Here is a 12,834-nt window from a genome sequence, read left to right as displayed (position 1 = left end):
AAGTAATCGGAAACTGGTCTTTTACAAAGTGTCTGAAGCCTTTTTGTGTTAACTATCTGATTTATCAGTGTTTATTTTTCTTGCTCAGGTTGTCGGCGTTTATGCAGACTTTTGGCTTTCTTTTGTTTCGGCGATCCAGCGCTTCACTTCCTTTTCCAGGATGTCCAGCGGCAGTGCACCACTGCCCAATACCGTGTCATGGAATCCTTTGAGATCAAACTGGTCGCCCAGCTCGGTCTCCGCCAGTTTTCGGAGTTCCTGGATTTTGAGCATGCCTATTTTATAGCCTGTAGCCTGGCCTGGAATCACCATATAGCGGCGCACTTCGGCCTGGATCGCTCCGGGGGCAATGGAAGAGTTTTCCGAAAAATAAGCGATCGCATCGGCCTCAGTCCAGCCCTTGGAGTGGAGGCCGGTGTCAGTTACCAGACGGATCGCTCTCCAGATTTCATTGACCAAGCGACCGAAATCGTAATAGGGGTTTTTGTACTGTCCCATCTCTTTGGCCAATGCCTCGGAATACAGGGCCCAGCCTTCTACATAGGCATTGAAGCCCATTTGGGTTCTGAACTTGGGGACGGTTTTCAGCTCCTGAGCGATCGAAATCTGCATATGGTGGCCTGGATTGCCTTCATGGTAGGCGACCCCTTCCATGGTGGACTTGGGCATCGCGGTCATGTCGGAGAGGTGTACGTAGTAAGTGCCAGGTCGGGATCCGTCCGGAGTGCCTTGGCTGTAGTGCTGTGGCGCGCCCGGCTGCTCGCGAAAGGCCTCCACACGCTTCACGACAAGGTCCGCCTTCGGCAGTATGCCAAAGTAGTCGGGGAGTTTTTCCTTGATCGAATCCAAGAAGGCCGTGGACTCGTCCAAGTAGGCCTGTCTGCCCTCGTCGGTGTTTGGAAAAAAGAACTGGGGATCGGAGTTGACAAATTGGAAGAAAGCCTTTAGGTCGCCTTCGAAGCCGACTTTGTCCTTGATGGCCAGCATCTCTTGCTGGATTCTGGCCACTTCGCTAAGTCCGATTTCGTGGATTTCTTCGGCACTCAGGCTTGTGGTAGTGGAGGACTTCAGCCTATGGGCATAGAGTTCTGCTCCTCTCTCATGGCGGCTGACACCCGTTGGTTTTTCTTCCAGATTGGGCAATTCTGCTTCCAGCCAAGCGATGAGCTCCACGTAGGCGGGTTTGAATCCGTTGACCAAAGCCTCTTTTGCTTTTGTCCTGAACTCTTCGGCTTCGTCAGCTGTGATTTTGCCGTCCTTTTCCAGTTTTCCGATCTTGGCCTGCGCATCTGTCCAGAGCGGGGCGTCGAGGGGGCCGTCAGTAAAGGGCCTTCCGGAGATCAGTGCGTTGGACTGCTGGATCACGTATTCGTAGGCAAATTTCGGTGGGCGGACACCGGTCTCGGTTTGCAGTTTTGCGCGCTCAAGTAATTGGTTGATTGCCCTTCCGACCTCCATGTATCTCGATACCAGTGCGGTCATGTCGGCGGCACTGTCGACTTTATGGTAGTTGATCAGCATGTTGGGAAGCTGGGTATGTACGCCCCCCATTTGGTTGAATACGTAGTTCATCCTGCGAAACTCCACGTCTCCTTTTTCCATCTCATATTGATACTCCCACAGGTCATAGGACACTTTTGACTCAGGGCTGAGCTGGTCATAGGCAAACTTTTCCTTCAGTTCTTTGACACTGGCCTCCATCCAAGCGAGTCGCTGGTCTTCCGCTGCTTCGCTCATGTCGTCAATCTCTCCATAGCGATCCTTTCGGCCCTGGGTAGTCATCTGTAGGGGGCTCATTTGGAGAAATTCTTCGTATTTGGCGTCAAACCAGGCGTTGACTTCAGAGTCTGATATCAGGGTTGGTTCCGGCTCGCTGCAGGCAAAAAAGCCTAAGAGGCCCAATAGAAATAGGGATCTGCGTAAGGGGTAAAACATGATCTGGGGTTTAATGATGGGATGGACTAAAATAGCGAATTAGCCAGTCCGAAAAAACAGGGGCTCGGACCGTAACATTACACCTCGGCGGGTCTGCCCAGTACTTTTCTCCTCCTCTCACGCTCCTTCTGCTTGTCTTCGGCCAAGTCCAGGCTCACGTTGACTTCAAAGCAGACCAGGATGATCAGGGAGGTGATCCAGAGCCACAGCATCAGTGCAAGCAGGGTGCCGATGGAGCCGTAGAGCTTGTTATAGCTGGCGAAGTTTTCCAGATAGAAAATAAACCCATAAAAGGCCAACGTGATCAGCAATCCCGACAGATGGGCTCCGGTAGAAAAAAAATGCCACTTGTCGTGTACTGCCGGCGCAAAGCGGAAGATGAATGCAGAGGTGATGTAGAATACAAAGAGCAGGATCAAAAACTTCAGCGTATTGAAGAGGAAGATCATGAAATTGCTGTTGAACAGGTGCATCTCGTCCAGCGCGTTGATCAGGATGCTGCCGACGATCATGACCGAGCTGGCCGTGATGACGGTCAGAACCAAGGCGAAAACAATGGAAAAGGCGATCAGGCGAGACATGAGGTAGCCCCGGTTTTCCTTTGTTTTGTACACCGAGTTGAACGACGTCATCATGGACATCACCCCCTGTGTGGAGGCAAAGAGCGCAAAAAAGAAACCGAAGGAAAGCAGGCTTTGCCTAGGCTTGGACACAATGTCCATGAGGGTGGTTTCGATGTTTTGGTAGAGATCGGCCGGGATGATGTTTTGGACGAAGTCCAGGATGTTTTCAGTCGTCACCACCGGGAAAAAATCCTGTAGGTAGGGGACGAGGTTGAGCAGAAAGAGGAGCAGGGGGAAAAGGGCGATCGTGTAGCTGAAGGCCATGGAGCCCGCCCGCTCGCCGATGTCGTCCTTTTTGAGCTGCTGGATGAAAATCCGGATGACGTCGTATAGATTTTTGTCCGGATGACCGAAATAGATCTTTTTCAAATGCCGAGCCTTCAGCTGCAAGCGTAAGCGCCACTTGAAAATTTCCTTTTTGATCACAGTATCATGGGTTTACCCGAAAAAGGGTTTCAATAAATCTAACAAATTCTTCGGCGGGCGGGTAGGACTATGGCTTTCTTTTTTCAGAAAGGCCAGCGTAGTCCAGCCCTCGGTGATCAGCTCCCCAGCCTCGTTGGAGACTTGATATTCGAAGCGGATCCTGACGCCCGGAAGCTCGGGAATGGTGGTCTTGATGGTGAGCAGCTCGTCGTATTTCCCCGGCTTGAGGTAGCGAAAGTGGCTCTCGAGCACGGGCATCATCACTCCCTCTTCTTCCATTTGCCTGTAGGAAAAGCCCGCCGAGCGCATCGCCTCTACCCGCGCCACCTCAAAGTACATGGCGTAGTTGCCATAGTACACGTAGCCCATCTGGTCGGTTTCTGCATAGCGAACGCGGATTTGGGTTTCGGCTTGGAACATGTCAATAGATTTTGGCGGCGTTCAGCGCGTTTTGATACCTCCGGGCATTGGCCATGTGCTCGCTGTAGGTGCTGGCAAAGGCATGGTAGCCGGAAAAATCCTCCTTGGCGCAAAAATAGAGGTAGTCGTGCGTTTCGGTATTCAGCACCGCATTGAGGGAGTTGATGTCGGGGAGGTTGATCGGGCCGGGAGGGAGGCCGGCGTACTTATAGGTGTTGTAGGGACTTTCGATTTCCTTGTGGACATTGAGGATGCGCTTCAGGGTAAAGTCGCCCGTGGCATAGACCAGTGTCGGATCGGCCTGTAGGGGCATGCCGATTTTCATGCGGTTGAGATAGACTCCGGCGATCTTGGGACGCTCGTCGGATTTTTGGCTTTCGGCCTGCACGATGGAGGCGAGGGTGCTGACTTCCTTTTGCGTCAGCCCGATTGCCTGGGCTTTTTGCTTTCTCTCGGCTGTCCAAAAGGCCTCGTATTCCTTGTACATGCGGTCAAAAAGCGCCTCGGGGCTGGTGTTCCACCAAAACTCGTAGGTATTCGGAATAAACATCCCCATGACGGTCTCTTCCTCAAAGTCAAACTTGCGGATATACACCGAGTCCTGGATCAGGTCAAGAAACTGCTCCTGGCTGAGCTCCAGGTTGGCGGTGATCTTTTCAGCCAGGTCTTCCTTGGTTCGGACGTTGTTGAAGGTCACCTTGACCGGTACCTGCCTTCCAGCGCGGAGCATGCGCACGAGTTCGAGGTTGCTCATTTTGGGTTCGACACGGTAGAGGCCGGGTTTGACGGCTTCCTGATAGCCGAGGGCTTTGGCCACAAAGCCAAAACTCAACGCGTCGTTGATCACCTTGTCTTTGTAGAGCTGGTCGGAGACCTGCTTGTAGACCGCATTGCTGGGGATCTTGAGTATATAGGGCTGCTCGGATTCCACCAGGGTATTGGGGCTGAAAAAGACCTGGTAGAAGTAGAAGGTCAGCGAGATCAGCAGCACGGAGGAGGCGATCAGTGTGACCAGCAGAAATTTTTTACGCTTTTCGCTTTGCATGGGGCAAAAATAGGAAAGCTTGGGCAAATGGTGTCGGTAAATGTTCAGGCAGGGACGTGTATTGCCTGAATAGATACGCGATATAACGATTTGAAGATTCTCATAACGGCATTTATGGGTTTGTGCTGGTTTTTCCGTAACCTTAGCTTTTATACCAAACAGACTGCTATGAAAACGCGCTATTCTCAGATCGCCTTGCTTGCCCTGCTATCCTGCGCCAAGCCCCAGAGCCCGGAGGAGATTTTTGCGGAAGCCAAAAAGAAAATGAAGGAGGCGGAAAGGGTGCAGCTGCGTATGGATATGGTCTGGGAAAATCCCGAAATGGGCGAATTTGAGACGATTGGCTATTCCGCGGATTTTCGCAAGAATCCAGAGGCTTTCTTCGGATATGATTTCCACGGGAAAAGAGTCGGTGCTGGGTCAGAATCGGCGTATGTCCAGGGTGTGGAATATCAAATCAACCATCGCGACAGTACGGTGAGGACGGAAGACGTGCTTGACTCTTCGATGGTTCAGCACAGCATGCTCCGAACGTTCAATCCCCTTGTTTTACTCGAAAAAGAGCCATGGAGCTACCTTGGCGACACCAGCATCCAAGAAAAGCAGTTGTTGGAATATAGCTGGGTGGAGATGGACACGGTGATTGATGGGAGAGAAGTCTATCTGGAAAACCACCTCTGGATCAATCCGGCAAACCTGCTTCCCGCGTTTTACTCCAGACGGCTTTTTCACGACGGGAAAAGAAACCAATTCATCGAATGCAGCTACGATGGTTGGAAGCTGGAGGACAGCGCGGAGCCCTTTGTCGTCGATTTCCCCAAGGGCTATCTGACCAAAGTCGCCGGGAACACTGAGTCTCCTTTGCTGAAAGTCGGCATTCAGGCCCCTGATTTTGAACTGGAGGACGGGCATGGCAATCCAGTCAGGCTTTCGGATTACCGTGGAAAGAAGGTCCTGCTCGACTTTTCCATCATCAACTGTGGCTGGTGCAAGATCGCCTTGGAGCAGTTTGCCAAACCCGACTATGAGTTTGCGGACGACATCGTACCCCTCTACATCAATCCCTCGGACTCCAAAGAACGGATGGAAAAGTACCAGTTGAAGATCAAGATCCCTTTTCCCGTCCTGGCCGATGCCGAGCAGGTCGGGAAGGACTATGGGGTCAATGGATTTCCGACCTTTTACCTGATCGACGAGACCGGCAAAATCGAGGAAGTCACGCAGGGCTACAGCGATGAGACGATTCTCCAGTGGAAGAAAAAATCAGAGTAATTTGGCCTTGCTTGTCAAAAGTCGACGGTCCACTGCACCAGATTGTCCGGTCGACTGCACCAAGTTGTCAGGTCGAGCACTGGAGCTACGAGAGTAGCGTATATCGAGACCCTGCTCAGATAATATGTTACGCTAGACATCACACTGGTTTCATCCGGATTTTCGAAAGGGGAAATCTGTTCTAACTTTGTTTTTCCCTCCTGTTGACCGCGGTCGGTCGACTGCCCTCAAAATTTTCTTTGCAAGAAGCTTCCGCTCAGTTCCGTGAAACTCATCCCCGTCACCTGCGCCCTGATCATCCACGATGGGAAAGTCCTCGCTGCCCAGCGCTCCGAAGGCATGGATTTGCCCGGCAAGTGGGAGTTTCCTGGCGGAAAAGTGGAGGAGGGGGAAGATCCCCGGGATTGCTTGGCGAGGGAGCTTCGGGAGGAGTTGTCGATTGAGGTGATCGTTGGCGAGGCTTTGGCTCCGTCGGACTTTTCCTATCCCACCAAGATCATCCGCCTGCTGCCCTTCCTGGCTGTCTGGAAAGCGGGTGCCATCCGTCTTCAGGAGCACAGCCAAGTGGCCTGGTTGGGTAGGGAATCGCTTTTTTCCGTAGATTGGGCGGAGGCCGATATCCCGATTGTGCACGATTTGCATGATAATTGGGTTAAGCTTGCAAATCCAACGAACGCTCAAAAGCATGGCTGAATTCATCAGGCTTTACGAAGAAAACCCCGACCCGCGCCGCGTGCAGCAGGTGGTGGACGTGCTCCGAAACGGAGGCATCGTCATCTATCCCACCGACACCGTCTATGGTATGGGCTGCGATATCACCAACCAGCGCGCCATCGAACGCATCTGCAAGATCAAGGGCATCAATCCCAGAAAGCATAACTTCTCCTTCATCTGCGCCGACCTGAGCAACATCGCCCAGTACACCCGGATGATCGACAAGCCGGTGTTTAAGATGATGAAGAAGGCCTTTCCAGGCCCATTTACCTTCATCCTCGAAGCGAGCACGCAGGTGCCCAAGATCCTGCACAGCAACAAGAAGACCGTCGGAATCCGTGTGCCAAACCATGGCGTGCCCCGGGCCATCGTGGAGGAGCTTGGCCAGCCTATCCTCTCTACCTCCATCCACGACGAGGACGAGGTGATCGAGTACTCCACCGATCCCGAGCTGATCTATGAAAAATACCAGCATCTCGTCGACCTGGTGATCGACGGAGGCTATGGCGCCAACGTGGCTTCCACCGTATTGGATTGTACCGGCGAAGAGGTCGTCGTCGTCCGAGAAGGACTGGGGAATGTGGATGATTTGCTCTGAGGTTGCAAGTTCGGAAGCCGGGATGCCGGAAGCTGTCACGCTGAGCGGAGTCGAAGCGTTGGGACTAGGGATAGTTGGATCGATGCTGTCCTCGGCCTCTTATCCCGATAGCTATCGGGATGTAACATAAATCAAAATTTCTCTTTCCCGTTTGGTTTGGCTATTGACGCTAGATACTACCGGCCGCCTCGTATCCCGATGACTATCGGGACGTATTTCTTACATCGTAAATCAAAAAGTCCTTTGTCCCAAATCGCCATAGACCTACACTACCTCCCCAGCTTGGAGTTTTTTGCCGCCATAGCAGGAGCGGAGGAGTTGTTGGTATTTCCGCAGGACCGCTACCAGCGCCAGTCCTACCTCAACCGCACCCGCATCCGCTTGGCCAACAAGGTCGAGACGCTAAGTATTCCCATAGTCGGCAGGAGGCCTCGGATACCCATGGAGGAGGTCAGGATTGACTACGGGCAAAAGTGGCAAGCGGTCCATCTTCGGGGGATTCAAAGCGCCTACGGCAAGGCTCCCTTCTTTGAGTTTTTCTTCCCCTATTTTCACGACATTTTTGAGTCTGAGGAAGAAAGCCTTTGGCGACTAAACCAAAAACTTCTGACAGTCTGTCTGAAACTCCTTCGCTCACCTGCCAGAATTACGGTGGCGGAAGAAGGCCGCCTTTCATCCGAAGTTTTTGACATAAGAGGTCAAATCGAGCCGGGAAGGCCTTTTTCGGAGAGAAATTTTTACCATCCCGTGCCCTACACCCAACTCTTTGGCGTAAACTTTGAGCCGAACCTGAGCATTCTGGATTTGCTTTTTTGCGCCGGTCCCGAGGCCGGGAGAATCCTGCAGGAATCGGCAAAAAAACAATGAACAATCCTTAAAAGGATTGTGTTTGTAAAACAAATTCGGTAACATACGTACAGGTTTATTACATAATCAGAAAGGATTTAAATGGAAGCGAAATTTTCGAATAGAGTCAAAGAGGTGATCTCTCTCAGCCGAGAAGAAGCGCTTCGCTTGGGACATGATTACATCGGGACAGAGCACCTCTTGCTGGGGATGATTCGTGAAGGGGAAGGTGTGGCTGTTTCCATTCTCAAAAAAATGGGCGTGCCTCTCGATGAGTTGCGCAATGCAATCGAACGAGCTGTAAAAGGCACCGCCAACCACAACGTAAAAAATATGGCCAATATCCCGCTGACCCGTCAGTCGGAAAAGGTACTGAAGATCACCTATTTGGAAGCGAAGATTTTCAAAAGCCAATTGATTGGCACCGAGCATCTCCTCCTTTCTATCCTAAGGGACGAAGACAATATTGCTACCCAAATACTGAACAAGTTTGAGGTGAATTACGACTCCGTGAAGGAGATGCTGGAGATGCAGTCTGATTCGGGTGCGAGTCCGCGCGCCAAGGCGGAAGCCGAAGATGGGGACGACGACGGCTCCAAGCTGTTTGGCTCGTCTGGCAGCGGATCTGGAGGACAGTCCAAACCAGGGGCGGAAAAATCCAGGACCCCGGTTTTGGATAACTTTGGCCGCGACCTGACCAAAATGGCGGAAGACGACAAGCTGGATCCCATCATCGGTCGTGAGAAAGAGATCGAGCGTGTCGCTCAGATCCTTTCCCGTAGAAAGAAAAACAACCCGATTCTTATCGGTGAACCTGGTGTGGGTAAGACCGCGATCGCAGAGGGCCTCGCCCTTCGGATCGTACAGAAGAAAGTTTCCCGCGTGTTGTTCAACAAGCGCGTGGTGACCTTGGACTTGGCTTCCCTCGTGGCGGGTACGAAATACAGAGGGCAGTTTGAGGAGAGGATGAAGGCCGTGATGAACGAGCTGGAAAAATCTCCAAACGTCATCCTGTTTATCGATGAGCTGCATACCATCGTGGGAGCGGGCGGCGCGTCCGGTTCTTTGGATGCTTCCAACATGTTTAAGCCAGCCCTAGCCCGTGGAGAAATCCAATGCATCGGTGCTACCACGCTGGACGAATACCGTCAATATATTGAGAAAGATGGTGCCCTCGCCCGTCGATTCCAGATGGTGATGGTGGACGCGACCTCTCCCGAGGAGACGATCCAAATCCTGAACAACATCAAGGACAAATACGAAGATCACCACAACGTGATTTATACTCCGGCGGCCATCGAGGCTTGCGTGAAGCTTTCCGATCGGTACATTTCCGACCGCTTCCTGCCTGACAAGGCCATAGACATCCTCGACGAGGCGGGTGCCCGAGTGCATATCAACAACATCCACGTGCCGGAGGATATCCTTCGTCTGGAGGCGGATGTGGAAAATATCAAAGCGGAGAAAAACCGCGTGGTCAAATCCCAAAAGTATGAGGAAGCCGCCCAGCTGCGCGACAAGGAGAAGAAGCTCCTCGAGCAGTTGGAAGCTGCCAAAAACCGTTGGGAGGACGAGAGCAAATCCAAGCGATTCACCGTGGAGGAGGACAACGTGGCCGAAGTCATCGCAATGATGACCGGCATCCCTGCCAAGCGTATCGCCCAAAACGAGGGCAACAAGCTTCTCAACATGGGCGAAGAGCTCAAGGGCAAAGTGATCGGCCAGGACGAGGCAATCAAAAAATTGACAAAGGCTATCCAGCGCACCCGTGTGGGCCTGAAAGATCCGAAGAAGCCCATCGGCTCCTTTATCTTCCTCGGCCCAACTGGCGTGGGCAAGACGGAGCTGGCGAAAATGCTCGCCACCTACCTCTTTGACAAGGAGGATTCCCTGATCCGAATTGATATGTCGGAGTACATGGAGAAGTTCTCCGTATCCCGACTGGTAGGAGCGCCTCCAGGCTATGTGGGCTACGAAGAAGGCGGACAGCTGACTGAGAAGGTAAGGAGAAAGCCCTATTCCGTAGTCTTGCTGGACGAGATCGAAAAGGCCCATCCCGATGTATTCAATATCCTGTTGCAGGTGTTGGATGACGGGATCCTGACCGACGGCCTGGGCAGAAGGGTGGATTTCCGAAACACCATCATCATCATGACCTCCAACATCGGGGTGCGTGACCTGAAGGACTTCGGAGCGGGAATCGGCTTTGCCAATCGCGCCAAGACGGAGGGGCTGGATGACATCATGAAGTCCACCATCCAGTCTGCGCTCAAGAAGGCCTTTAGCCCAGAGTTTCTCAACCGTCTCGATGACGTGGTCGTGTTCAACTCCCTGAGCAAAGAGCACATCTTCAAGATCATCGACATCAGCTTGGGCAAGCTTTTCCACCGAATCACCGACTTGGGTTACCAAATCGAGTTGACCGATAAGGCCAAGGATTTCTTGGCAGAAAAAGGCTACGACCAGCAATATGGCGCCCGTCCGCTCAACCGTGCCATCCAGAAGTATCTGGAGGATGCCATCGCGGAGGAGATCCTGAAGGGAGACCTTTCCGAAGGGGATGTGATCACTGCAGACTACAGCGGGGAAGGAACTGAGCTTACCATTTCGGTGACGAAAAAGGAAAAAGCGGAAGAATAAAGCGAAGTAAAGCAATAAAAGTGAAGCCCTGGAAATGATAGTTTTCGGGGCTTTTCGTTTTTGCTGTCTAAGCTATCTTGATGTCGGCGGCCAGCATTCTTTGCTTCAGCTCCTCCATCGTGCCTTTGTATTCCCAATACATCACTCGCTCATGCGAGGATTTGACCAAGATGTACTTTTCACTGATGGACTGGATGCGGTCAATCGCGACGATCTTTTTGACAAACTCGGGTTCTTGGCAGACTTCTTCAATCTCTCTGTTTTCGGCAGTATAGCCATGGACGATGATGCCAAGTTTGACTTCTAGTTCGATGAACATTGGAGTTTTAATAGGGAAAAATGGATGTTGGGAAAATGGTTTTTGTTAGGCGTGAATTTAATACACCGCCTTATAATTCACCTCGATATCCAAAAGCGTCCATTCGCTTTCCTTGACGGTCACAGGCTGCACATAGCCCTCGCCATCAAAAATGTTTGCGAAGAGGCCGCCTTTCTCGACCACAAAGACAGAATATCTACCTGGGCTGAGCTGGACGGAATAGGTGCCATTTTCGTCGCTTTCTACTTCTGTCAGTGGTTTTTCGGCAATCGCAGTGTACAGGCCTTCTTCTACTTTCAGATCTTGAAATTTGACCAGTGGATAGATTCTCACGGTTCTTTGGATTCCCTTGGCGGAGGCTTTCGCTTCCGTATTATCCCCATCACTGATTGAGGGCATTTGGTTGCCTTCTACCCAGGTCAGGGTTCCGGTGATGCCTTGGCCTTCGGGTTTGTAGGGTTTGCAGTTTTGCGTGGTCCCCAGGACGAGGACCGCAAGCAAGGAGAGAAGTAGCCTTTTCATTTTTGTGGGGGTTAGATCCCTTCAAAGAGCACAAATGATTCCAAGTATTGCGGAATGACCGTGTTCCATCCCAATTCTTCCTTGAGCTTGAAGCTCAGCGCCTGGGCGCTTTCTTCCTCCCCGTGTACGATGAAGACGCGCTTGGGACTGTCGCTGAAACCTTCCGCCCAGTCCATCAGCTCGTTTTGGTCGGCATGGGCGGACAAGCCTTCGATGTGGTAGATTTTGGCTTTGACGGGAATCTCGCTTCCGTAGATCTTCACGCTGGACTCGCCGTCCAGCAGCCGCCTTCCCCGCGTGCCCTCGGCTTGGAAGCCGACGATGACGACACCGTTTTTCTCGTCTGGAAGACGGTGGAAAAGATGGTGCAAAACCCGCCCCCCAGTCGCCATACCACTGGCAGAGATGATGATGGCCCGTCCCCGAAATTCATTGAGCGCCACGGACTGTTCCTGCTTCTGCACGTAGTGGAGCTGGGGATGGCGAAAGGCATGCTCGGGCTCTTCCTCCAGCATCGCGGAGAGGCGATGGTCGGTGTGGAAATCCAAGTAGAGCTTGGTAGTCTCTATCGCCATGGGGCTGTCCAGGTAGATGGGTACTTTCGGGATTTTCCCTTTTTCCATCAGCTGGTAGAGGTGGTAGAGCAAAAGCTGGGTTCGTCCCACGGCGAAGGCAGGGATCACGACCAGTCCGCCCCGGTCAAAGGTATCCCGAATAGCACGGGCAAGCTCGTCTTCGGGTCGGCTGCTGGGGGCGACGCGGTCGCCATAGGTGGACTCCATCCAGAGTATGTCGGCCTTGGGAACCAAGGTGGGAGGAAAAAGCAAAGGGTCATTGAAGCGGCCGAGGTCTCCGGAGAATACCAGCCTTTTGCGCTGTGAGTCGCCTTGGATCACAATTTTGGCGATGGCTGCTCCTAGGATATGGCCGGCGTGGAAGTAGGTCAGCACCACACCCGGGCGGATAGACACAGGCTTGTCAAATGGCTGGGGGACAAAGAGCGGAAAAACGGCCTCGGCATCCTCCATAGTGTACAGAGGCTGGGGAATCTCGTGGCGAGAGTAGCCCTTTTTGCGGGCAAACTCCGCTTCTTCCTCCTGAAGTTTCCCGGAGTCCAAGAGCAGGATCTTGGCCAGCTCAGCGGTGGCTTCCGTGCAATAGATCGGGCCTTTGAAGCCTTGCTTGACCAGCTTGGGCAGGTAGCCGATGTGGTCGAGATGGGCGTGGGTGAGGACTACGGCGTCCAGCTGCTCCAGAGCCATGGGGAAGTCGTCCCAGTTTCTTTCCCGGAGCTCCCTAGGGCCCTGAAAAAGCCCACAATCCACCAGGAATTCGAAGTCTCCCAGATCGATGAGGTATTTGGAGCCGGTGACTGCACCCGCTCCGCCGAGGAATTTTACCGTGACATTCATGTGATTTTGGGTTTGGAAAATAAGATACAAAAAAAGAGACACCTTCTGGGGTGTCTCTTTCT

12 protein-coding genes are annotated in these 12,834 nt (G+C 52.5%); 5 read left to right on the top strand and 7 right to left on the bottom strand.

All coding sequences use genetic code 11. The features are described 5' to 3' along the window. Positions 1 to 99: 99 nt before the first annotated feature. The 4 genes from J0A68_RS11065 to mltG form a co-directional block, all read right to left on the bottom strand. Positions 100 to 1,935 (bottom strand): DUF885 domain-containing protein, encoded by a 1,836-nt coding sequence (locus J0A68_RS11065; protein ID WP_206578281.1) that lies wholly within the window; start codon positions 1,933 to 1,935, stop codon positions 100 to 102. A 77-nt stretch (positions 1,936 to 2,012) separates the two neighbouring features. Then, positions 2,013 to 2,984 (bottom strand): YihY/virulence factor BrkB family protein, encoded by a 972-nt coding sequence (locus J0A68_RS11060; RefSeq protein ID WP_206578280.1) that lies wholly within the window; start codon positions 2,982 to 2,984, stop codon positions 2,013 to 2,015. A 12-nt stretch (positions 2,985 to 2,996) separates the two neighbouring features. After that, the gene (locus tag J0A68_RS11055) at positions 2,997 to 3,404 is read right to left on the bottom strand and encodes an acyl-CoA thioesterase (protein ID WP_206578279.1); all 408 of its coding nucleotides are present in this window, start codon (positions 3,402 to 3,404) and stop codon (positions 2,997 to 2,999) included. Position 3,405: 1 nt separating this feature from the next. Next, complete coding sequence (mltG, locus tag J0A68_RS11050) at positions 3,406 to 4,449, bottom strand: endolytic transglycosylase MltG (protein ID WP_206578278.1); 1,044 nt, start codon at positions 4,447 to 4,449, stop codon at positions 3,406 to 3,408. 168 nt (positions 4,450 to 4,617) lie between these two features. Between mltG and J0A68_RS11045 the strand changes: the two genes are divergently transcribed. The 5 genes from J0A68_RS11045 to J0A68_RS11025 all read left to right on the top strand — a co-directional run bounded on the left by J0A68_RS11045 (position 4,618) and on the right by J0A68_RS11025 (position 10,519). Continuing rightward, on the top strand, positions 4,618 to 5,721 hold the full coding sequence (locus J0A68_RS11045) for a peroxiredoxin family protein (RefSeq protein WP_206578277.1): 1,104 nt from the start codon (positions 4,618 to 4,620) through the stop codon (positions 5,719 to 5,721). 264 nt (positions 5,722 to 5,985) lie between these two features. Continuing rightward, entirely contained in the window at positions 5,986 to 6,414 is a 429-nt protein-coding gene (locus J0A68_RS11040; protein ID WP_206578276.1) for a (deoxy)nucleoside triphosphate pyrophosphohydrolase, read from the top strand. Beyond that, complete coding sequence (locus J0A68_RS11035; protein ID WP_206578275.1) at positions 6,407 to 7,033, top strand: L-threonylcarbamoyladenylate synthase; 627 nt, start codon at positions 6,407 to 6,409, stop codon at positions 7,031 to 7,033. Before J0A68_RS11040 ends, J0A68_RS11035 begins: the two co-directional genes overlap by 8 nt. 243 nt (positions 7,034 to 7,276) lie before the next feature. Then, positions 7,277 to 7,900, top strand: coding sequence for a WbqC family protein (locus J0A68_RS11030; RefSeq protein WP_236025539.1), 624 nt, complete (start codon positions 7,277 to 7,279; stop codon positions 7,898 to 7,900). Between the two features lie 81 nt (positions 7,901 to 7,981). Beyond that, positions 7,982 to 10,519, top strand: coding sequence for an ATP-dependent Clp protease ATP-binding subunit (locus J0A68_RS11025; protein ID WP_206578273.1), 2,538 nt, complete (start codon positions 7,982 to 7,984; stop codon positions 10,517 to 10,519). Positions 10,520 to 10,586: 67 nt separating this feature from the next. Here the strand turns inward: J0A68_RS11025 and J0A68_RS11020 are convergent, their stop codons facing one another. The 3 genes from J0A68_RS11020 to J0A68_RS11010 are packed head-to-tail and all read right to left on the bottom strand — an operon-like array spanning position 10,587 to position 12,772. Next, complete coding sequence (locus J0A68_RS11020; protein ID WP_206578272.1) at positions 10,587 to 10,838, bottom strand: hypothetical protein; 252 nt, start codon at positions 10,836 to 10,838, stop codon at positions 10,587 to 10,589. Between the two features lie 57 nt (positions 10,839 to 10,895). After that, positions 10,896 to 11,360: a carboxypeptidase regulatory-like domain-containing protein gene (locus J0A68_RS11015; RefSeq protein ID WP_206578271.1), complete on the bottom strand. Its 465-nt coding sequence runs from the start codon at positions 11,358 to 11,360 to the stop codon at positions 10,896 to 10,898. Positions 11,361 to 11,371: 11 nt separating this feature from the next. Then, entirely contained in the window at positions 11,372 to 12,772 is a 1,401-nt protein-coding gene (locus J0A68_RS11010) for an MBL fold metallo-hydrolase RNA specificity domain-containing protein (RefSeq protein WP_206578270.1), read from the bottom strand. Positions 12,773 to 12,834: the final 62 nt, after the last annotated feature.

This window comes from Algoriphagus oliviformis (assembly GCF_017254915.1).
Classification (GTDB): domain Bacteria; phylum Bacteroidota; class Bacteroidia; order Cytophagales; family Cyclobacteriaceae; genus Algoriphagus; species Algoriphagus oliviformis.
The sequence above is the reverse complement of the archived record's forward strand: the minus strand, read 5'-3'. Positions and strand labels throughout refer to the sequence as shown.

Excerpts from the sequence above, each read along its gene's own strand:
- J0A68_RS11045 (WP_206578277.1), top strand. The coding sequence starts at position 4,618 with ATGAAAACGCGCTATTCTCAGATCGCCTTGCTTGCCCTGCTATCCTGC.
- mltG (WP_206578278.1), bottom strand. The coding sequence starts at position 4,449 with ATGCAAAGCGAAAAGCGTAAAAAATTTCTGCTGGTCACACTGATCGCC.
- J0A68_RS11035 (WP_206578275.1), top strand. The coding sequence starts at position 6,407 with ATGGCTGAATTCATCAGGCTTTACGAAGAAAACCCCGACCCGCGCCGC.
- J0A68_RS11020 (WP_206578272.1), bottom strand. The coding sequence starts at position 10,838 with ATGTTCATCGAACTAGAAGTCAAACTTGGCATCATCGTCCATGGCTAT.
- J0A68_RS11015 (WP_206578271.1), bottom strand. The coding sequence starts at position 11,360 with ATGAAAAGGCTACTTCTCTCCTTGCTTGCGGTCCTCGTCCTGGGGACC.
- J0A68_RS11055 (WP_206578279.1), bottom strand. The coding sequence starts at position 3,404 with ATGTTCCAAGCCGAAACCCAAATCCGCGTTCGCTATGCAGAAACCGAC.
- J0A68_RS11025 (WP_206578273.1), top strand. The coding sequence starts at position 7,982 with ATGGAAGCGAAATTTTCGAATAGAGTCAAAGAGGTGATCTCTCTCAGC.
- J0A68_RS11010 (WP_206578270.1), bottom strand. The coding sequence starts at position 12,772 with ATGAATGTCACGGTAAAATTCCTCGGCGGAGCGGGTGCAGTCACCGGC.
- J0A68_RS11065 (WP_206578281.1), bottom strand. The coding sequence starts at position 1,935 with ATGTTTTACCCCTTACGCAGATCCCTATTTCTATTGGGCCTCTTAGGC.